13 protein-coding genes are annotated in these 20,738 nt (G+C 66.8%); 3 read left to right on the forward strand and 10 right to left on the reverse strand.

Annotated features, from left to right (window positions below; translation table 11 throughout):
* Positions 1–49: 49 nt before the first annotated feature.
* Together ACPV3N_RS06925 and ACPV3N_RS06930 are read left to right on the forward strand one after the other, a co-directional pair.
* Positions 50–1,921 (forward strand): hypothetical protein, encoded by a 1,872-nt coding sequence (locus ACPV3N_RS06925; RefSeq protein ID WP_440116030.1) that lies wholly within the window; start codon positions 50–52, stop codon positions 1,919–1,921.
* Positions 1,921–5,949: an LVIVD repeat-containing protein gene (locus tag ACPV3N_RS06930; protein WP_440116032.1), complete on the forward strand. Its 4,029-nt coding sequence runs from the start codon at positions 1,921–1,923 to the stop codon at positions 5,947–5,949. Before ACPV3N_RS06925 ends, ACPV3N_RS06930 begins: the two co-directional genes overlap by 1 nt.
* Positions 5,950–5,961: 12 nt before the next feature.
* Here ACPV3N_RS06930 and ACPV3N_RS06935 read toward each other — a convergent pair whose 3' ends face one another.
* Genes ACPV3N_RS06935 through ACPV3N_RS06950 form a run of 4 tightly spaced genes read right to left on the reverse strand, consistent with a single transcriptional unit; the run spans position 5,962 to position 11,932 of the window.
* Complete coding sequence (locus ACPV3N_RS06935) at positions 5,962–6,831, reverse strand: phosphodiesterase (protein WP_440116034.1); 870 nt, start codon at positions 6,829–6,831, stop codon at positions 5,962–5,964.
* Between the two features lie 34 nt (positions 6,832–6,865).
* Positions 6,866–8,602 carry a cytochrome c3 family protein gene (locus tag ACPV3N_RS06940; RefSeq protein ID WP_440116036.1) on the reverse strand — a complete coding sequence of 579 codons (1,737 nt, stop codon included), beginning with the start codon at positions 8,600–8,602 and terminating at the stop codon, positions 6,866–6,868.
* Between the two features lie 7 nt (positions 8,603–8,609).
* Complete coding sequence (locus ACPV3N_RS06945; protein WP_440116038.1) at positions 8,610–9,470, reverse strand: hypothetical protein; 861 nt, start codon at positions 9,468–9,470, stop codon at positions 8,610–8,612.
* Entirely contained in the window at positions 9,470–11,932 is a 2,463-nt protein-coding gene (locus tag ACPV3N_RS06950; RefSeq protein WP_440116040.1) for a cyclic nucleotide-binding domain-containing protein, read from the reverse strand. Before ACPV3N_RS06950 ends, ACPV3N_RS06945 begins: the two co-directional genes overlap by 1 nt.
* A gap of 108 nt (positions 11,933–12,040) precedes the next feature.
* Here ACPV3N_RS06950 and ACPV3N_RS06955 point away from each other — a divergent pair, with 108 nt between their 5' ends.
* The gene (locus ACPV3N_RS06955; RefSeq protein WP_440116042.1) at positions 12,041–12,934 is read left to right on the forward strand and encodes a tetratricopeptide repeat protein; all 894 of its coding nucleotides are present in this window, start codon (positions 12,041–12,043) and stop codon (positions 12,932–12,934) included.
* Between the two features lie 3 nt (positions 12,935–12,937).
* Here ACPV3N_RS06955 and ftsH read toward each other — a convergent pair whose 3' ends face one another.
* The 6 genes from ftsH to ACPV3N_RS06985 form a co-directional block, all read right to left on the reverse strand.
* Positions 12,938–14,887: an ATP-dependent zinc metalloprotease FtsH gene (gene ftsH / locus ACPV3N_RS06960; RefSeq protein ID WP_440116044.1), complete on the reverse strand. Its 1,950-nt coding sequence runs from the start codon at positions 14,885–14,887 to the stop codon at positions 12,938–12,940.
* Positions 14,888–14,957: 70 nt separating this feature from the next.
* A complete protein-coding gene (locus ACPV3N_RS06965; protein ID WP_440116046.1) occupies positions 14,958–15,938 on the reverse strand; it encodes a HupE/UreJ family protein in 981 nt (326 codons plus the stop codon).
* On the reverse strand, positions 15,935–16,777 hold the full coding sequence (locus ACPV3N_RS06970; RefSeq protein WP_440116048.1) for a peptidylprolyl isomerase: 843 nt from the start codon (positions 16,775–16,777) through the stop codon (positions 15,935–15,937). The genes ACPV3N_RS06965 and ACPV3N_RS06970 overlap by 4 nt, the downstream gene beginning before the upstream one ends.
* Positions 16,741–18,675 carry a DUF3604 domain-containing protein gene (locus tag ACPV3N_RS06975; protein WP_440116050.1) on the reverse strand — a complete coding sequence of 645 codons (1,935 nt, stop codon included), beginning with the start codon at positions 18,673–18,675 and terminating at the stop codon, positions 16,741–16,743. The genes ACPV3N_RS06970 and ACPV3N_RS06975 overlap by 37 nt, the downstream gene beginning before the upstream one ends.
* Positions 18,676–18,796: 121 nt before the next feature.
* Positions 18,797–19,831 (reverse strand): mannose-1-phosphate guanylyltransferase, encoded by a 1,035-nt coding sequence (locus tag ACPV3N_RS06980; protein ID WP_440117466.1) that lies wholly within the window; start codon positions 19,829–19,831, stop codon positions 18,797–18,799.
* Between the two features lie 70 nt (positions 19,832–19,901).
* Positions 19,902–20,636, reverse strand: coding sequence for a TonB family protein (locus ACPV3N_RS06985; protein WP_440116052.1), 735 nt, complete (start codon positions 20,634–20,636; stop codon positions 19,902–19,904).
* Positions 20,637–20,738 lie beyond the last annotated feature (102 nt).

Consider the following 20,738-nt stretch of genomic DNA (forward strand, 5'->3'; position numbering starts at 1 on the left):
TTGTGGCAGATTTTCCTCACTTTTCCGAGTGGGAAGGGGCAAAATTCCTATGGCTGCCGCGCTGACACTGTTGTCCGCACTGGCCCTGTCCTTGCAGACAGAGGGCCAATCGCCCGCTGTCGAAGCCGATTCGCCCCCGGCTGAGCCGCAGAACGACACGCGGCCATCGCCTCTTTCCGGAGCCGAGGATCCGCCGCCCGTCGACAACGAATCGATCGATGGCCGGCGGCGGCCGGGCTATGACGCCCCGCTGCCAGATCGCCTGACGCAGGACAATCCGGGAGCGGTGCGCGCACCGCCGCCCGAAGCCTTCCCGACCGACCAGATCCCCATCCCCGATCGCTGGCGGCTGATCGAAACGCTGGGCGTGGTCAAGGAACGCTGGTTCGATCCCTACCACCAGAACACCCTCAAGGGAGACCGGCCGCTCGATCCCGACAAGTGGCCACTGATCGAGGGGCACGATTGGTTCTTCACCGCAAGCCTGATCAGCGACACCGTGATCGAACCCCGGACCTTCCCGATCCCCGTGGGCCTGCAGACGACCGAGCGGCCGGGCAGCCTCGACGTGTTCGGGAAGGATGCGAGCTACGTGCTGTCGCAGACGTTCATCGCCGGCGCGGCGCTGACGAAGGGCTCGACGGCCTTCAAGCCGCCCGACATCGAGTATCGCCTCGCGGTGGCGGTGAACCTCAACTACGTCGACGTGCCCGAGCGCCGGGTGCTGCTGGTCGAGCCCTCGGCGCCCAGCCACCGGTTCGACCACTTCGTCGGCGTGCAGGAAGCCTTCATCGACTACCACATCCGCAACACGTCGGACCGGTACGACTTCGATTCGATCCGCGTCGGCATCCAGCCGTTCCAGGCCGACTTCCGCGGTTTCCTGTTCAACGACCAGAACCTGGGCATCAGGCTGTTCGGCAACCGCGACAACAACCGGTTCCAGTATAACCTTGCCGCTTTCTGGCGCATATCGAAGGACACCAATTCGGGCCTCAATGACCTGACCACGCGGCCGCGCGACGACTGGCTTTTCGTCGCCAACGTCTATCGTCAGGACTTCCTCATCCCCGCTCTGACCAGCCAGGTGACTGTCGCCTACAACATGAACCGCGAAGGGGACGAGTTCACGTCGGACAAGAACGGGTTCCCGGTGCGTCCGGCCCTCCTCGGCAACATCCGCCCGCGCAACTACGATGTCGTTTATGTCGGCTACAACGCCGATGGCCGGATCGGTCGGATCAATCTCACCGCGAGCACCTATGGCGCCTTCGGGCAGGACCGGTTCAACTTCTTTACCGACAAGACTGCAGTCATCCGGGCGTTCTTCGGCGCGGCCGAGCTCAGCTATGATCGCGACTGGATGCGCTTCCGGCTGTCCGGGCTGTGGGCCAGCGGCGACAAGGATCCGCACGACAACCGCGAGGGCGGTTTCGACGCGGTATTCGAGAACCCGGTCTTCGCCGGCGCGGACACCAGCTACTGGATTCGCCAGACGATCCCGTTCGCCGGGGGCAGCCGCGCGGTATCAGTCAACGGCCGGAACGGGATTCTCAACTCGCTGCGCTCGTCAAAGGAAGAGGGCCAGTCCAATTTCAACAACCCCGGCACGATGATGGTCGGCGTCGGCGCCGACTTCGACCTTACCCCGACGCTGCGGGTCTCGGCGAACGCAAACCATCTGTGGTTCGAGAACACGAGCAGCCTGCAGGCCCTGCGCAACGAAGGGTCGATACCCCGGGAAATCGGGTGGGATCTCTCGGCCTCGGCGATCTGGCGGCCATGGGCCAACCAGAACGCGGTCGCCCGGTTGTCGGCTGCCGCCCTGGTTCCGGGGGCGGGTTTCCGCGACCTGTTCGACAATTCGAACGGCAACCGTAACTACTACTCGGTCCTTGCCAACGTGGTATTGAGCTACTGATGCGGGCCGACCGTTTCCTTGCCCTGTTCGCGCTACTGGTTCTCGTCTGCGGGATCGGCTGGTCGACCTCGCGCGCGGCCGAGGGGGAAAAGCCGGTCAAGCGCGTCTACCCTGTCTATCCCGCTGCCCCGCTGACGCAGACCATCGCCGAGATGGCCGCCAAGAGCGACGGCTGCACGAGTTGCCACGTCGCCAGCGACGCGCCGACGATGCACCTCTCGCCTGCGGTTCGGCTGGGCTGCACCGATTGCCACGGCGGCGACGCGGAGATCGTCGGCAATCCCGAGCTTGCCCGCGACACCCCGGAGTACGTTGCCGCACGCGACGCGGCGCACGTGCTGCCGAAGTATCCCGAAAGCTGGCATTACCCCTCTTCGGCCAATCCGAAGCGCACTTATGCGCTCCTCAACCGGGAGGCCCCGGAATTCGTCCGGTTCGTCAACCCGAGCGACTACAGGGTCGCGCGCGAGGCGTGCGGCGCGTGCCACATGCCGGTGATCGAGGCCGCCGAGCGGTCGCTGATGGCGACCGGCGCGATGCTGTGGGGCGGCGCCTCGTACAACAACGGCATCGTCCCTTATAAGAACTACATCTTTGGCGAAGCCTTCACCCGCGACGGCAAGCCGGCCAAGGTGGTCAGCGCGGGCGATCCGCCCGGCACCATCACCGACAAGCAGAAGGATCGCGGCGCGCTCGCGGCGCTCTACCCGCTGCCCACGTGGCACGTCGTCCCGCCCGCGGACGTGTTCCGGGTGTTCGAGCGGGGCGGTCGGACGATCAATCCGATCTTCCCCGAGATCGGCCTTCCCAACCCCACCGGGCAGATCCAGCGGCTCGACGAGCCGGGCCGGCCGGACCTCAAGCAGTCGAACCGCGGCCCCGGCACCGGCCTGCGCGTCGCTATCCCCGTTCTCAACATCCACAAGACCCGGCTCAACGATCCGTTCACGTGGTTCATGGGCACCAACGACCAGCCGGGAGACTATCGCCACTCCGGCTGCGCGAGTTGCCACGTCATCTACGCCAACGACCGCGAACCCCGCCATTCGCTGACATACGCCCAGTTCGGCCGGGACGGGCAAACCATAACCGTCGATCCGACGATCGCCGACAAGCTCGAGCAAGGCGATGCGCACGACACCCACGGCAAGGGCCATGGCGCTCTCAAGGCCGGCTACGGGGATGCCCACGGCGACGGGAAGACGGGCGAGCCCGTTCGCGAAAAGGGTCACCCGCTCCAGCATGTATTCACGCGATCGATCCCGACCGCGCAGTGCATGAACTGCCACATGCACCAGCCGAACATCTTCCTGAACTCGTTCCTCGGCTACACCATGTGGGACTACGAATCCGATGCGCCGGCGATGTGGCCGGAACAGCAAAAATATCCGACCGCCGAGGAAGTGCGGAAGGTCAACGAGCGCAATCCCGAAGGCGCGGCGCCCAAGGGCAAGTGGGCCGATATCGACTTCCTGCGCAACGTCTACGACCTCAACCCCAACCTCAAGGACACTCAGTTCGCCGATTACCACGGTCACGGGTGGAATTTCCGCGGCGTGTTCAAGCGCGACCGCAAGGGCAACCTGCTCGACAAGGACGGCAACATCCTTCCACCCGACGATCCCGAAAAGTGGCGCCGGGAGGGCGAAGGCAAGTTTGTCCCCGTCGGCATCAATCCGGGCAAGACGGTACACCTGGTCGACATCCATGCCGAAAAGGGAATGCAGTGCGCCGATTGCCACTTCGCGCAGGACAGCCACGGCAATGGCCTGATCTACGGAGAGGTCGCCAACGCGATCGAGATCGGCTGCAAGGACTGCCACGGCACCGCCGACGCCTATCCCAATCTCCTCACCAGCGGACCCGCCGCACCGCCCAAGGGCAACAACCTTGCCCTGTTGCGCAACCCGGATGGCCAGCGCCGGTTCGAATGGACGTTCGACAGCGCGGGTCGCCAGCAGCTGATCCAGCGTTCGATCATCGATCCCGACCTCGAATGGCGGGTGAGCCTGGTGAAGGACACCGTCGATCCCGCAAGCCCCCGGTTCAACGCGAAGTCGGCGCGTGCCAAGCTGATGAGCGAAAGCGGGGCAGAGGACGGCCTGTTTTCGTTCGGGCCGGGCATCGCGCCCGACAAGCGCGCGCACAAGGAAAACGAGATGGCATGTTTCACCTGCCATCTTTCTTGGACGACGAGCTGCGGCGGCTGCCACTTGCCGATCGAGGCGAACTGGAAGTCCACGGACCACCACTTCGATGGCGAGACCACGCGCAATTTCGCGACCTACAACCCGCAGGTCGCGCGCGACGAGATGTTCCAGCTCGGCAAGCACATGACCACCAAGGGCAACCAGACCGCCCCGGTCCGCTCTTCGAGCGCCCTGATCCTGAGCTCGACCAACATCAACCGCGAACGGATATACGTACAGCAGCCGCCCATCAGCTCGATCGGCTTCTCAAGCCAGGCGTTCGCTCCGCACTTTCCGCACACCGTACGCACGACCGAGACCAAGACCTGCTCGGACTGCCACCTGTCGGAAAAGGACGACAACAACGCTATCATGGCCCAGCTCCTGCTGCTGGGCACTAACTACGTGAACTTCGTTGGCCTCAACGCCTGGACCGGCCTCGAGGGCGGGTTCGAGGCCGTGCGTGTGACCGAGTGGGACGAGCCGCAGGCCGTGCTCGGCAGCTACCTGCACAAGTACGCGTACCCCGATTACTATGCGCAGTTCGTGGAAGAGCACGGGCGCGAGCTCAAGGACTGGACCCGGGGCAAGACTTTCGACGGCGACCTGTCGGGCGAGACCAAGGCATACGAACGCTTCGCCAACGTGGTCGAGGGCACGCGCGACCGCGTAGGCTGCCTGCAGGTGCGCGGCGAATACATGTTCGTGGCCGAGGGCAAGGGCGGTTTCCGGGTCTACGACGTCGCGTCGATCGCCAACAAGGGATTCTCGGAACGGATCGTCACCGCGCCGTTCTCGGCGTTGGGCCACGACACCCACGTGTCGACCAGAAACGCGACGTGCATGGCCTTGCCGACCAACCAGCCGATCGCCCCCACTCGTTCGACGCCCGAGATGCGCGAAATCAACCAGGAACAGCCGTTCCTTCCGATCTATCACTATGCCGCGGTGACCGACGCCGAAGAAGGCCTGATTCTCGTCAACGTTGATACGATGGCCGACGGCGAATTTCGCAATAACAAGCTGAAGCGTACGGTGACATGGAACCCCGAAGGGGTGCTCGACGGCGCGCGGCACATCGTGCTGGCCGGAGAAGTGGCCTACATCGCCGCGACCCAGGGCCTGGTCACGGTGGACCTCAGCAATCCCCTCGCGCCCCGTCTCTCATCGGTCGTCCCTCTCGATGACGCGCGGGCAAGCGCCATCCAGTTCCGCTATCTCTGGGTCACCGACCGCGAGGGAATGAAACTTTTCGACGTGACCGACCTGCGCAACCCGGTCGCGGTGCCGTCCGGAACGGTCCCGCTGGCAGACGCACGCAGGGTCTACCTGGCGCGGACCTATGCCTACGTCGCGGCGAAGGGCGAGGGCCTCGTGATCGTCGACATCGAGAATCCCCGCGCACCTGCGATCTACCGCAGGGAAACCTTCGGTGGCCGGATGAACGACGTCGAGGATGTCGTCGTCGCATCGACCAACGCCTCGCTGTTCGCCTATGTCGCGGATGGGCGCAACGGCATGAAGGTGCTGCAACTGACGAGCCCCGACAGCCAACCCAACTTCTACGGGTTCAGTCCGGCCCCCGTGCCCGAATTGATCGCCTGGGCGAAGACGCCGTGGCCGGCCATTTCCATGTCGAAAGGCCTCGACCGCGACCGCGCGGTGGACGAGACGGGCGGGCAGATCGCGGTGTTCGGCCGGCTGGGCTCGCGCCCGTTCAATCGCACGGAAATGGAAAAGCTGTTCCTCACCAGCAAGGGCGTGCCCTGGAAGGTGTCCGACACGCCCGACATGACGCGGTGGGTCGCCGGCAGGGGGCCGCTCGTCAGCGGCGAGTGAAGGCTCCGGCGGCTACTCCCGCTCGCCGAACATCTCGTGGATCATCGGCTGCAACTTGTCGGTGAAGTGCGCGAGCGCATGCCACCCGCTCACCTGCTCGTAGTGACTGACCACTTTCTTTCCGTCCCAGCGGTGAAGCGCGTAGCTTGGCGGTTCGGTGGTGATGAGGTCGCGTCCGTCCGGATGATCGGCATCCACCCGGCGAAGGTCCATCGCCACCAGCGGCGCGACCGAACCCGTCACGTTGAGCGGAATCCCGGAAATGGTCGTGTGAAGGGGACGGTGCAGGTGCCCGCAATGTATGCCCTGAATCTGGCGATGGCCATCGATCGCGCCGCGGAACCGCGCGATCCAGTTCTCATCAGGCGCGGGATCCATCCAGTCGATTCCGCTGACCACCGGCGGGTGGTGCATGAAGATCAGCGTGGGGGTGTCGGGGTGGGCGAGCAGCTGCGCCGATAGCCAGTCCGCACGCTGTTCGCAGAACGCGCCGCCGTGGCGCCCCGGCTCAAGCGTATCGAGAAGAAGTATCCGCAATCCCTGAGCATCGAGCGCATAGTGGATGAAGCCGCCGTCGCTGCCAATCTGCGGGAAGGCATGGAGCAGCGCCTCGCGGGTATCGTGGTTGCCCACCATGGGCCATACCGGGAACGGACAGCCGGCGAGCAGCGCCGCGGCGTCCTCGAAGCTCTCGATATCGCCCTTGTCGGTGATGTCACCGGACAGGACCAGCAGGTCGGGCCGGTTCGGACCGCCGAGCAGCCGCGCGAGCGTCGCGCGGAAGCGGCGCAGGTTCAGTTCCTCCGGCTCCTCGTCCGGATCGAACCCGATGTGGATATCGGTCATCTGCGCTATCAGCATCGCGGCCCCCTTCCCGCGCATCCCCTGTTTCGCGCCGCGCGGCGATCATGCAATTTCACGTCTGGGTTTTCCGCGCCGCGGCGTCCTTGCCGACCCGTGCGGGCGCCGCCGTGCCCCTGGGATGGTAGCTGTGGCACATCGCGCAGGTCGACGGGATCTTCGGCTTGGCCGCGCTTTCGCCGAGGTGACAGGTGCGGCAGGTCTCGATACCCGGAAGCAGGACGTCGGTTGCCGACCCTGATGTCGGCGCAGCATGGCATGTCGTGCACTTTTCTCTCTTGTGAGGCTCGTGATCGAACCAGCCGTGTTCGATGTAGCGCTTTGGCTGGACGACGGGCATGACCCCGTCGCCGCTCGGGAAGTGGCACTCCGTGCACACGCCCCGCGTCGACAGCATGCGCGAGGCGAGCGGAACCGAGGCGCGCTGCGGCGGCGCGAAGTTGCCGTAATAGAGGCCGCCCGGCGAATAGGCGCCGGGCCGCTTGCGACCGCTTGCGATCGGCCGGCGTGGCACGCGATCAGCGGCGGCAAGATCGGCGCGCATCTGGCGGATGTCCCCATGCCGCAGCGTGCGGAAGGTACCCCCTACGCGGTCGTAGACGAGGCTGTGGCACGATCCGCAGTTGGTCTCCATGTCGACGGGCTGGAACCGCACGCCGTCCGCGGTGGGCTGGTGACAGTCGGCGCAATCGAGCGGAGCGCCGTAGCCTTTCCCGGCACCCAGTCGCCGGGCCATCTGGGCGACCCCGCCCGAGGAAGCGAGGTGAAGCTCGTGGGGGAACTTGATGCCGTTGAATTCCCGTGGATCGGCATCGAGCGAAACCCGCCTGGGCGTCTTGTCGCCCTGACCGGTGAGGACCGCGACACGGAACTGGGGGTGCGCCTTGCCGAAGTCGGATGCATTGCCGAGCGGGGTCCTGAGCCGCTTGTCCATTGCGCCGTGGCAATCGGCGCAGAACTTCTGCGCAGGCGGCTCCATGCGGCCTTCGCCCTCGTGTTCGGTGTGACAATCGGTGCAGGCGCCGGCGCCGGGCTTGTGAAACACGTCGGCGATGTCGCGCTGCACCTGGTCGCCCCAGTCCAGCGGACCGCGTGCCAGTGACAGGCGCGGCTTGGCGGAATGGTCGCCGATCGTTTCGTGGCAGGTCAGGCAAGCGCTGTCGCGCACGGCCACGAAAGGCTGGACGTGGCACGCCTCGCAATTGTCCTCGAGTCCGTGGTGCGCGAGGCTCAGTTTCCCGGTCGACCAGCTCGCGTCCATGACCGTCTGTCCGCGTACTCGGTAGTCGGGCTTGACCGGCTCCCGTCCGAGATTGGTCCAGATGGGCACTGCGAGGAAGGCGACGAAGATCGCGGCCAGCAGGGCCCAGGCCACCGGCCGTTTGGCGGGCAGCCAGGTATTCGTCAGGCGGAAGCCATGCGTGCCCACTCCCGCACCGCTTTCGCGCTCCTCGTGCCGCCGGACCGTGACTTCGATCTCGTCTTCGGGCCCGGCCGCGAAATCGACCCGGAACGCGCCGAGGATCAATTCGGCACCCCCGCCCCGCACCGTCTCGCTGGTGCGCGTGCGCCCGTCGAGCGTGAAGCCGAGCGTGCCCGCAGCCTCGAACGCGAGCGACCGCCCCTCGCCCTGGCTGACGATCACGTGATGTTGCTCGACCGCGAGGTCGGGTATGGCGACATCGTTCTGTGCTGCCCGTCCGATGGTCAGCCGAGCACCCTCGACCACGCGCTCGCGAACGATCTCGCGCCCGGTGGCGGTAGTCTGGATCTGGCGGATACGGAAACTCACGCCGCCGCTACCAGTAGTAGAACACGCTGATCACGTGCGCGGTGAGCGCGCCGAGCAACGCGACCGTCGCGGGAACGTGAACGTAGAGCCAGATGTCGAGCAGGGCCCGCAACCGCATCTGCCGACGGATCTGTCCAAGCTGGGCGGCGCGGCGCTGAAGCAAGCCGAATACCCGCTCCTCGTGCTCGTCGCGGCTACGGTTCGCAGCGAAGGCGGCGCGGGCGCGCTCGGTCCTGCACCCGGGATAGCGGCCCGAAAGTCGGGCGATCACGCCTGCCTGGAACACGTCCTGCTCGAGCGCGGCGATCACGAGGTCGCTCTCCTCCCGCGGCAACGGCTGGGCGGCGCTTTCAAGCTGGCGATCGATCGCACCCAGCGCCTCGATCATCTCCTTCTTCGACATGTCGCCGCGGTTGGTGGAGAGCTTTTCGGGCAGGGTCGCGTAGACGATCACGCCGTAGATCCCCGACACGATCACCAGCATCATCAGCGCCCAGGCAAGCGTATGGACGTTCCAGCCGAGCTGGAACCCGGTGTGCAGGGTCCCGATGACCACGAGCGACAGTCCCAGGTAGACGTGGGCCGAGGTCCAGGCCTTGAGCGACCACCGCCCTTCGGTCATGGCCCGCTTGCGAATCCCGAGCAGCGACAGCCACAGGATCAGCACGACGCCGAGCGTGCCGAGCGTATATCCGTACCAGGTGCCGCCGTTGGGTCGCGGAGAGACGTCGGCGAAGGCATAGCCGATGCCGGACACGATCGAGAGCGCGAGCGCGATCTTGAGCCAGCGGAACCGCTTGTGGACGAGAAAACCCTCGTGGTCGGTGGGTCGCTGCTCGCGCCCTGTATCGCCCGCCAGCGTCGCCATCAGCCGCCGCGCTCCGACTGGCTGACCGCGAGAAACTTTTCAGGACCGACGCGAATCGCAGCGCCGGTGGGGCAGGCGCGCACGCAGGCCGGACCGCCCTCGATCCCCAGGCACATGTCGCACTTGATCGCGACTTTGGGCGTTTCCTTGCCCGACGCCTCGGCCTTCTTCTTGCGCCAGGCATAGCTCGCCTCGCCCGGCCCCGGCCCCAGGCCGAGCAACATCCACGACAGCAGGCCCGGTTTCTTGGGCGGCTTTGCGTCCATCCTGATCACGCCATAGGGGCAGTTCCGCTGGCAGTTTCCGCAGCCGATGCAGGTCTCGTCGATGAAGACCTCGCCATCGGGCCCGCGCTTGATCGCGTTGGGCGGGCAATCGGCCATGCAGTGCGGATGCTCGCAGTGGCGGCACGATGTGGGAACGTGCAGGTGAGCGTAAGTCTTGCCCGCTTCGCGGTCGAGGCGCGACAATCCATCGTGGCTGTCAGCGCAGGCCTTTTCGCAATTGTCGCACCCGACGCACAGCGTCTCGTCGATCAGCAGCACGTCGGTCGCTTCGCCGATTCCCTGGTCGACGAGGAACTTGGCGGTCTGCGAATAGTAGTCGGCCGCGTCGCCGAAACTGTCCTTGCGGCTTTCGATGAAGGCGTTGACCTCGCGGCGCCCGGCCATGTCGGCGAGCGCCTTCTCGCGCAGCTTGGGCTTGCGGTCGAGCAGCTTGACGAAGGCCTCGCCGGGAAAGCGGACGACCTGGCTCTTGATCGCCGCCTTGACGGTGGCAGTCCGCTTCGAGCCGTCGATTACCGCCATCTCGCCGAAGTAGGACCCGGCGGGCAGGTAGCTCAGGAACACCGGATGGCCGCCGATGTCCTTTTCCACGATCATCGAACCGCGCCGGATCACGAACACGTCCTTGTCGTCGTCGCCTTCCTTGATGATGACTTCGCCGGCGCGCTTGTCCTCGACCACGGCGGCGGCGGTAATCTCGGCAAGGTCGTCGGGCGTCAGCCCCGAACCGAACATCTGCAGGAGCTGGCGTTCGATCGAGATGCGGTTGACCGCCCGCGCCGCGCTCGGCGTGGTGGCGATCAGCTTGAGCGCGGCGGTCCGCGAGAACTCGAGCGCCACCGTATCCTCGGCCGCGCGGATCGTCGCGCCGCGGCGGCGTCCCGAAATCAGGCCCACCTCGCCGAAGATCGAACCCTCGCCGATGGGCACCGTGATCGAGGGATCGGCCGGATTGACCTCGACCAGCACCGAGCCCTGGGCGATGGCGAACATCGATGACCCCGGCGCGTTGCGCTCGAAGATCACCTCGCCCTTGCGGTAGAAATGTGCCCGCGAATCGATCATCAGCTCGCGCAGCTGGAGCACCGAGAGCTCGCGCAGGATCTCCACGTTGCGGCCGAACAGCGCGAGCCACTCGTCGACCGAGCGGTTGCCGGGGAGCGGGGCGAACTTTTCCTCGAGGATCGGTTCGTCCGCCGGCTTGAGATCGGTGTTTCCGGCGAGGAACTCGATCACGTCGTAGCCCTGGTTCATGCAGTGCTTGATGAGCGGATATCCGGCGAGCGCGCCGATCACGTAGATCCCGGGCTTCGTCGATTCGAATGCGGGCGAAAGCGCGGGGAACGATTCGCGCTCCTCGCTCGTGAAGCCCACACCAGCGCCCTCGACGAATGCGCGCGGCGGTTTCGAACCGGTGCGCGCGATGATGCGGTCGCAGCGGATGGTCTCCTGCCCGTCGCGGGTCTCGAGCACCAGTTCGCCTGGCTTCACTTCGGCCGGGCTGGTCTCGCGCCGGACGAAAATGCGCCCCTCGCTTTCGGCCTCCATCAGCAGCTTGACGTTGGCGCCTTTCGCGCGGGCGAAATCGGTGCCGCGATTGAGGATTGTCACCACGTTGCCCTGCGCCGCATCGGCCGCGAGCCCGAGCGCGTTCTCGATCCCTGCATCGCCCGAACCGATCACGGTGATGTGTTCGTCGATGTATTCGGTGGGATCATCCAGCTGGTACTGGACGTGCGGCAGGTCCGCTCCGGGAAGTCGGAGAAGGTTGGGATTGCCCTGCGTTCCGATCGCCAGCACGACCGCCTTTGCGCGGACGGTCGCCCCGCGCTTGAGCGTCAGGGTGAAGTTCCCCGCCTCGCCCTCGATCGCGGTTACGTCTGCGTCGAGCATGACCTCGACCTTGCGCTCGGCGATCTGGCGATCCCAGGTCTCGAGGATCGCCTCGCGCTTGCCGGCATCGAAATCGAGATCGGCCCGCAGCACCAGGTGAGCGGGCGTCGCCATGACGTGCTTGCCCTTCTGGTACTTGAAGATGGTATCGGAAAGGTGGTCGGTCTTTTCGAGGAGGACGTGGCTCATGCCCTTGGTGGCTGCATGGGCCGCAGCGCTCAAGCCCGCGGGGCCCGACCCCACGATCGCAACATCCACAATCCCCGTGTCGGTTCCTGACATGCCACCCCCCGGCCCGACGCATCATACCCGTGATGCCGCGTTAATCCAGTCGCGTTTGCGGGAAAGCGGCCGGCTTGCTAGGCGAAGGCGAGGCAGGGGGGACGGCGAATGGCGGCAATCGGCAAGGGCGGCGTGATCGCGGCGGGGGCGCTGGTGCTTGCCGCGGCAGCGATCGGGTACCGGCTTAGCGATAACGCCGACGTACCCGATTCCGCGCAATCGGCTGACGATCCGCTCGACCTGCTCGAGCAGACCGCGCGGGAAAATCCCGGCGATGCGGGGGCGTGGCAAAGGCTGGGCATCGCCTTGTTCGACGCAGGCCGCTTTGCCGATGCGGCATCGGCCTATGCCCACGCTTCAGACGCCGATCCGGACAACGCCGCGTTGTGGTCGAGCAGGGGCGAAGCGCTGGTGATGGCCAGCGAGCGCGATCCGATGCCGGAAAGCGCTCGGGAGGCGTTCGCCAAGGCCATCGCGCTCGACCCCAAGGACCCGCGCGCGCGCTACTTCCTCGCCGTCGACAAGGACCTGTCGGGCGATCATCGCGGCGCGATCGACGATTGGCTTGCCTTGCTTGCCGACACCCCGCCTGGCGCGCCGTGGGAAGCCGATCTCACACGCACGATCGAACAGGTCGGCAAGATCAACGGCATCGAGGTTTCCTCGCGAATCGCGCAACTGACCGCAAAGCGCCCCGCGCCTGCACCTGCGCATCCGGCATTCGACGCGATACCGGGGCCGACGCAGGAGCAGCTGGCCGCGGCGGGAAGCATTCCGCCAGGCGAGCAGCGCGCGATGGCCGAAGGGATGGTTGCCCGCCTCGAGGCGCGGCTGGCGAACGACCCGTCGAACGTCGATGGGTGGATGATGCTGTTGCGCAGCCGCAAGACGCTCGGTCAGGATGCCGCCGCCGCGGCCGCGTTGGCCGAGGCGATCGCGGCCAACCCGTCGCGCAAGGCGGAATTCGATGCGGCCGCCCGCCAGCTCGGGATCAGGCGTTAGCGGTCAGGACGCGGCAGGGGCCTCGCCACCGAAGCGGCGACCCGCCTTCGGGATGGCCGAACCGCGGACCGGCTTTGCCGCGGGCGCGGCAGGCTCGTCGGGTCGGTCGATCTTCCCCGTCTCGAGCAGCGCCTTGATCTCGTCGCCGGTCAGCGTCTCGTATTCGAGCATGGCCTGCGCGAGCAGGTGAAGCTTGTCCTCCTGCGCCTTGAGGATCTCGGTCGCGCGCTTGTGCGCCCCGTCGACCAGTTCCCGGATCTCGGAATCGATCAGCTTGTTGGTTTCGGCGGAGCCCATCGTGCGCGCGGTCTGCCCCATGCCGAGGTAGCCTTCCTGGCTTTCCTCGTACTGCAGGGGCCCCAGCTTGTCGCTCATGCCCCACTTGGTGACCATGTTGCGTGCGAGCCTCGTCGCGTACTGGATATCGCTCGAGGCGCCCGACGACACCTTGTCGTGGCCAAAGATGATCTCCTCCGCCACCCGGCCACCCATGCTGACCGCAAGATCGGCGTGCATCTTGTCGCGGTGGTACGAGTAGTTGTCGCGCTCGGGCAGGCGCATCACCATGCCCAGCGCCCGGCCGCGCGGGATGATCGTCGCCTTGTGAATCGGGTCGGACGCCGGTTCGTTGAGCGAGACGAGCGCGTGGCCCGCCTCGTGGTAGGCGGTCATCTTCTTTTCGTCGTCGGTCATGACCATCGAGCGGCGCTCGCTGCCCATCATGACCTTGTCCTTCGCGTCCTCGAACTCCTGCATTGCGACGAGGCGCTTGTTGCGGCGCGCTGCCAGCAGCGCTGCCTCGTTGACGAGGTTGGCGAGGTCCGCGCCTGAAAAGCCCGGGGTGCCGCGGGCGATCGTGCGGGCGTTGACGTCGGGCGCGAGCGGCACCTTCTTCATGTGGACGGCGAGGATCTTTTCGCGCCCCTCGATGTCGGGCACGGGGACGACGACCTGGCGGTCGAAGCGGCCCGGGCGCAGCAGCGCCGGGTCGAGCACGTCGGGGCGGTTGGTCGCCGCGATGATGATGATCCCTTCATTAGCCTCGAACCCGTCCATCTCGACGAGAAGCTGGTTGAGCGTCTGTTCGCGTTCGTCGTTGGAGTTGCCGAGACCGTGGCCGCGATGGCGGCCGACTGCGTCAATCTCGTCGATGAAGACGATGCAGGGCGCGTTCTTCTTGGCCTGTTCGAACATGTCGCGCACGCGGCTTGCACCGACGCCAACGAACATCTCGACGAAGTCGGAGCCCGAAATGGTGAAGAACGGTACGCCCGCCTCGCCCGCGATCGCACGGGCGAGCAGCGTCTTGCCGGTGCCGGGCGAGCCGACCAGCAGCGCGCCCTTGGGAATCTGGCCGCCGAGCTTGGAGAAGCGCTGCGGATCGCGCAGGAACTCCACGATCTCCTCGAGCTCCTCACGCGCCTCGTCGATCCCGGCCACGTCCGCGAACGTCACGCGGCCCTGTTTCTCGGTCAGCATCTTGGCCTTCGACTTGCCGAAGCCCATCGCGCCGCCAGCGCCCCCGCCTTTCTGGACCTGCCGCAGCGCGAAGAAGGCGATGCCGAGGATTAGGATGAACGGCAGCGACTGGATCAGAAGGTAGAGAAAGACGTTCGGCTGGTCGGCTTCCTTGCCCGAATAGGACACGCCGTTGTCGTCGAGCAGCTTGGGCAGGCTGGTGTCGCCCGCGACAGGGGTAGTGGCGAAGGTATCTCCGTTCTTCATCGTGCCGGTGATCGCGTTTGGCGCGATCGAAACGTCCTTCACGCTGCCCGCGGCCACGCGCTCGCGGAATTCGGAATACCGGATCGTCGACCCGGGGGCCTGACCGGCCTGTCCGAACATCGAAACGACGAGCAGCAGGGCAAGGAAGATGCCGCCCCACACCATCAGGCTCTTCACCCAGGGGTTGCCGCCCGGGCCGGGCTCGCGGGGATCGTTGTCGTCGTTCATCGGGTGAAGCGTCCTTTCCTCGCCACCGAATGTAGGGCCGAAGGGTTGAATGGCAAGATAACGGGGGCGTTTAAGCGACGAGCCGCGCGACCAGCCAGTATGAGGCGGTGGCCCCGGTTGCGTATGCTGCCAGCCGGATACCGGGGCCCAGACTTCCCGGCGCGATCCTGCGCGCCGCGGCGAGCACCAGGATCACGCTGCCCACGACCGCGAGCTGTCCCGCTTCCACCCCCAGGTTGAAGGCGAGAAGCGCGGCCGGCACCTCGCCTTCGGGCAGGCCGATCTCGGCAAGGGCCCCGGCGAATCCGAAACCGTGGATGAGCCCGAAAACGAAGGCGACGAGCCAGGGGAAGCGCCGGGCGAGAGTGGCCGGCTCGGGCGGGCGCAGCAGTTCGCGTGCAACCAGCACGATCGACAGCGCGATCAGCGCCTCGACCGGTCGCTGCGGGAGGCCCACGAGGCCCAGGGTCACGCCGGCGAGGGTCAGCGAATGGGCGAGCGTGAAGGCCGTCACTGCCTTGACCACCCCCCAGCCGCGCCGGACTAGCAGGACGAGCGCGATGACGAAGAGCAGGTGATCCCATCCGGCGAGAATGTGATGCACCCCCAGCGTGCCATAGGTGCGCCAGACCTGCGTGGATGCTGGGGCGGCCGCGACGGTCGCGAACGGGCGCGACGGGACGAGGCGGTAGTTCTGCGGCTCTCCCGCCAGCGGCATGACCCGTACGAGGACATCCCCGCCTCCCGGAACGTCGCGATAGCCGATCCGCTTTCCTGTCAGCGTGCCTTCACAAGTCAGGCGGGCGTTTCCGATGAGAGCCAGCGCGCCGGTCCGGCCGTGCGGCCCATCGGTGACGCGGCATCCGGCAGGGACCAGCGGCATCGCCAGCCGTGGCGTGCGGCGCGAAACGAGCGGCTGCTTCCAGGCCATGCTCCATTCCCCGGCGGTGCGCTGACGGTATTCAATGTATCCAGGACGCAGTTCGTCTGCGGCAGCAGGCGCCGACAGTCCGGCCAGCAGCACAAGCACGACGGCGAGCAGTCTGCTCACTTGTCGATCGTGACCGTGTAGGCGTCACGCAGGAGCTTGTAGGCGGCATCCCTGCGCGAGCCCGCGGTCGCCGTGCGCCAGTCGTCCTCGACCCGGCCGCGGACGGCCTCGAAAGGAGGAAGCTTGCCCGGCGTGCGCTCAGTCAGGCGAACGAGATGCCAGCCGAGCGCCCCTTCGATCGGCCCCTGCCACGACTTCGACGGCGCGAGCGTGTCGAGCGCTCTTGCGAATTCCTCGCCCAATTCGCGTGCGATCGCTTCGCGCCCGGCGCGCTCGAACCGCGGCGGCAGCGAGACGGGGTCTCCGACCCAGCGCCAGTCGGCTCCCCCGTCGAGTAACGTCTTGCCCACCGTTGCCCGGCTCCGCGAGGTGAAGAAGATCTGGTCAAACGTCAGCGCGGCGTCGACCGCAAAGCGTTCGGGGTGGTCGGCCAGCCACTTGCGCAGGGTCGCCTCGTCCGGGCTTTCGGCGTCGGCCGCGCTGGCCGCGATCGCATCCATCTTCTGCGCCAGCCGCTTGCGGATGACCGCATCGCCATCGTCGAGTCCGAGCCGCAGCGCCTCGCGATAGAGCACCTCGTCGCGCACCCAGCCGCCGATGACGCCATCGAGTTCCGCCGCACTTGGCGGCCGCCCCATTATCTCGGCGAAGTTGGCCGCGAGCCGGGCCTGGTCCTCGCGGGTGAGGACGATCGTCCGGGTTTCCGGATCCGCCGGCTCGCCCTGCCATCCGAGGAACGCGAAGATGGCCGCGCCAAGGAGCAGGAAATGCACGAGCGGCTCGCGGATGAGCCGGGCGAGGGTTAGGCCTCGGGTGCCGGGTTCTGTGCTGTCAGCCATATGGGCGACGAATAGGCACGTTCCTGCGCGACTGCATCCTTCATCGCTTCGGGCGGCAGCTTGACGCCGTACCGCAGCGCATCGAACAGGATCCACCGCGGGGTGGGGATTTCCAGCACGCGGACGTAGTAGAAAGCGTTCTGTCCGCTACGGTATTCGGGGTCCGTCCACAGCGTCCGCAATTGCCGGGCACCGATGGAGTTGGTGTAGGTGGCGCGGGCACGATCCACCGTGTCGCCGACCGCGGGCACCTTGCCGCCCGTCCTCGTGCGCCGGTCGGGATCGGACCATGCGACGTCGAACACTTTCTCCTGCGCGCGGCCGCCGGCGTCGATCCAGCCCTTGACCACCTGGACCCGGTCTAGGTTCGCGCCGCGGGGATCCTTTAGTGCCTCGATCATGAAGACCGGCGCCTTGCCCCTGTCGGCGAGTTCCCCGCCCATCGGGACCCCGCGCCGGTAGCCGAGCGCGACCCAGCCCTGCTTCGTGAAATCGTCCGGGGTGAAGTCGAACCCGCCGAACAGCCGGACGGTCATCCGAGGGCCGGTCGTGGCGTAGACTTCCCGGCGGACGAACGCGTCGAAGATTTCCGCGCGGGTGTTGGCCTTCGCCCAGACCCCGGCGTAACCACCGGCGAGGTAGTGCCAACCGAAACGGCCCTGCCGCGTTCCGAGGTTCTGGGGCTCGATGGAACGGCGCGCCTGCGGCTCGTTGCCCGTGTGCTTGCCGAAGAAATTGTCTTCATCGCCCGTAGCGAGCGCGGTGTGGCTGTCGGTCGATCCGATCAACCCGAAGCGATAGGGGTTCGCGCCGGTTCGCGCCTCGATCGTCAGACCGCGCTTCAGGGCCTCGCGCACGTAGTTTCCGCCGAACATGTCCGGCGTCGACCTGCGGGTGAGCGGAAGGTTGCCCAGTTCCCATCCGGCCACGCCGAAACTGGCGTATTCGTCATTGGGGCTGAGGAACCGGTGCGCCTCGCTGTCGCCCTTGATCTGCGTCGCTTCGACCACCGGCTCGCGCGCCGCGCGGCGGCGCGCATAGGCCGCGGTCATCGGCCCGCCGCCCGGCATCGTCAGTTCGAACATCAGGCCGTTCGAGAGATTGGAGTTGTGCGGGATCGCGAGGACCCGGCCGCCCGTTTTCCTTTCGTAGGCGTCCATGTAATCCCAGAGGCCGTCGACCTGTCCGCCCAGCCCCGGGAAGGGCCGGACCTGGCTGGTCCGGTCGCTGCCGTCGCGGAACATCACCACGCGGTGCAGATTGTTGCCGTCGGGCATCAGGGTGTACTCGAACCCCGCAAGCGCGGTGAATCGGCCCGGCTCGTTGAACCGGTCGATCGTATCGAGATGCGCCTGCCAGATATCCTCGGTGGCCTCGGCCTGGGCCTCGGGATCGCGCAGCCCGGGCGGAAGCGTGCCGTCGGCGGCGGCGGTGATGAGTTCGGCGACCGCCCGCTGCGATTCGTGCGGGCCCGCGTGCATCATGTCGTGCCAGCGGCGCAGCACCGGGTCGCGGATCAGCATGCGCGGCGCATCGTAAAGGCGGCGCGTGGCGCCTAGTCCGTCGGAATGGTCGGCGATGACGAGGAAGTCGAGCGGCCGGTCGAGCTGCGCGGGGATGCCGATGGTCGAAGTTACTTTTTCGCCACGCGCGAAGCGCAGCGCCTGCTCGGGACCCAGCCGCACGCCGAAGCCGAAAGCGTCGATCGAATTGTCCGTGTGAAGGTGGGTATCGCCCCACAGGACCCGCTCGGGATAGGGGGTCACTGGCACCCTGCCGCTGCCGTCACCGCGCGCCGCGGCGCTTGCGCTGCCGCCCGCACCGGTCACCGTCATGTCGCAGGCGGCCGTGCAAAGCAGCGCGCTCACGAGTGCAAGGTCGCGGATCGGATTGCCCATGTCGCCCCCCTTTCGCAGGGTGCCACACGGCGACTGTCAGTCAAGCATTCAGCTGCGGTGCCCGCGAAGGCGTTCCTGAAACCGGAAGCGTTCCCACCGGAAAGAGCCGGGCCTTGGAACCCTATTGGGCAGCGGCCCCGCGCAGCTTGCCCACCGACTGGGCGCCCGCGGCGTTCGTGACGAGCACCTCGTCGCCGTCGACCACCACGATCACGTCATCGAGGCCGACGACCGACACCCGCGGGCCGTCGCTCTCCACCAGCACGTTGCGGCAGTCGACCAGATCTGCATTTCCGGGGGCGCGGTTCCCGTCGCCGTCGCGGTCGAGCACGTCGCGAAGGGATTGCCAGTTGCCGATGTCGGACCATCCCATGTCGGCCGGAACGACAGCGGCACGGCTAGTGTTCTCCATCACCGCGTAGTCCACCGATTCGCCCGCGATCACCTCGAACGGTGCCGCCTCCGGGTGAAACGCATGACCGTCGCGCAAGCCGCCTGCGACAGCCTGCCGGACAGCCTCGGCCATCGCAGGACGGTGCGCGGCGAGCTCGCCGAGGAATGCACCGGCCCGAAAGGCGAATATGCCGCCGTTCCACGCGTAACCGCCTTCCGCCAGGAAGCGTTCTGCAGTGGTCCGATCGGGCTTCTCGACAAAGCGATCGATCCGGTGCGCCGCGCCTCCTTCGCCAATGGGTTCGCCCAGGCGGATATATCCGTATCCGGTCTCGGGCCGATCGGCGGAAATGCCCATCGCCACCATCCAGCCCTCTTCCGCAAGCCCGGCCGCGACCCGCGCCGCTGCGGCAAATGCGTCAGCGTCGGCGATATGGTGGTCGCTGGGGCAGACCAGCATGATAGCGTCGGCGGGCAGAAGCGCGGCGGCGAGCGCGATCGCCGGGGCCGTGTTGCGCGCCGCCGGCTCGACGATCAGGGTAATGTCCTCGTCCGCCTGTTCCTCGATCAGGGCCACGTGCGCCGCTCCCGCGACGATGACGGGACTGGCGAATCCCTCGCCACGGCAGCGCTCGAGCGTGGCCTGGAACAGCGTCGACTGGCCGACCAGCGGAAGGAATGGCTTGGGCTTGTCCTTGCGGCTGCGGGGCCACAGGCGCGTACCGCTGCCCCCGCACAGGACGACCGGGGTGATCGGACAAATGCTCATCTCCGGCGCGACCTAGCACGAAAAAACGGACTGGCGATTCCCTTCGTTTCGGGCGGTCGAAATTTCAGAACCACCGCTGTCGCCAGTAGAACGGAGCGGCCACCGGGTTTCCGGCCGCATCGGTCGCCGGTTTGAAGCGCAGCCGCTCGACGACGAGGCGGCAGGTGATCGCGTCCGCCTCGGGATCGGGACTGGGTTTGTACACGCTGCAGTTCGACGCGCGTCCGTCGGGGCCGACGATCACCTTCACGATAACCTCGGTGCCGATGCGGGCCTGGCGGCCGCCAGGCGGCGTGGGATAGTCGCGGGCGTTGTTGATGCCCCCCGAGACATGAACCGGGTTGGTGGCGATACCGCCTCCCTGCCCGCTGCCGCCGCTACCGCTGCCGGTTCCCGAACCCGTCCCGCCGGCACCTGTCCCGGCGCCCTGTTCCCGCGCTCCCGAGGTGTCGGCCGAACCGGTTGAGCTTGCCTTCGGGGCGGGCGGGTCGGGCTTGACCTTGATCCTGGGTTCGGGCGCAATGGTCGCTTTTGGGACCGCCTTCGTGCCTTCCTCACCCGATGCACCGGCGTCGGGCTCCGGCTCGGGGGGAGGCTCGTATTCCTTCGTCTCGACAGTGACGGTGAAGGTCGAAAGCACTGCGTCCTCGACCGAAGCCGTCGCGTTCGGCGCGAAGGCCTTGGCAAGAGCGTAGATGCCGAGGACGTGCAGCAGGACGATCGCCACGAGAGTAGCCGGGCGGGGCCGGCGCCGCGCGCTGGCGAAGTTGTCGTTGGTCGCTGAGCCGGGGGCCGCCATGCTGGCGTCAACGATGCGGCACTCTCACGCGTTCCGCCAGCCAAAAACGAACGGCGGCGCTCCCGCGAAGGAGCGCCGCCGCCGTGTTTCAGGATCGTGCCC

This window comes from Tsuneonella sediminis (assembly GCF_051912845.1).
In the GTDB taxonomy this organism is placed as follows: domain Bacteria; phylum Pseudomonadota; class Alphaproteobacteria; order Sphingomonadales; family Sphingomonadaceae; genus Tsuneonella; species Tsuneonella sediminis.

Excerpts from the sequence above, each read along its gene's own strand:
- ACPV3N_RS06930 (WP_440116032.1), top strand. The coding sequence starts at position 1,921 with ATGCGGGCCGACCGTTTCCTTGCCCTGTTCGCGCTACTGGTTCTCGTC.
- ACPV3N_RS06975 (WP_440116050.1), bottom strand. The coding sequence starts at position 18,675 with ATGGGCAATCCGATCCGCGACCTTGCACTCGTGAGCGCGCTGCTTTGC.
- ACPV3N_RS06925 (WP_440116030.1), top strand. The coding sequence starts at position 50 with ATGGCTGCCGCGCTGACACTGTTGTCCGCACTGGCCCTGTCCTTGCAG.
- ACPV3N_RS06945 (WP_440116038.1), bottom strand. The coding sequence starts at position 9,470 with ATGGCGACGCTGGCGGGCGATACAGGGCGCGAGCAGCGACCCACCGAC.
- ftsH (WP_440116044.1), bottom strand. The coding sequence starts at position 14,887 with ATGAACGACGACAACGATCCCCGCGAGCCCGGCCCGGGCGGCAACCCC.
- ACPV3N_RS06950 (WP_440116040.1), bottom strand. The coding sequence starts at position 11,932 with ATGTCAGGAACCGACACGGGGATTGTGGATGTTGCGATCGTGGGGTCG.
- ACPV3N_RS06970 (WP_440116048.1), bottom strand. The coding sequence starts at position 16,777 with ATGGCTGACAGCACAGAACCCGGCACCCGAGGCCTAACCCTCGCCCGG.
- ACPV3N_RS06955 (WP_440116042.1), top strand. The coding sequence starts at position 12,041 with ATGGCGGCAATCGGCAAGGGCGGCGTGATCGCGGCGGGGGCGCTGGTG.
- ACPV3N_RS06935 (WP_440116034.1), bottom strand. The coding sequence starts at position 6,831 with ATGCGCGGGAAGGGGGCCGCGATGCTGATAGCGCAGATGACCGATATC.
- ACPV3N_RS06985 (WP_440116052.1), bottom strand. The coding sequence starts at position 20,636 with ATGGCGGCCCCCGGCTCAGCGACCAACGACAACTTCGCCAGCGCGCGG.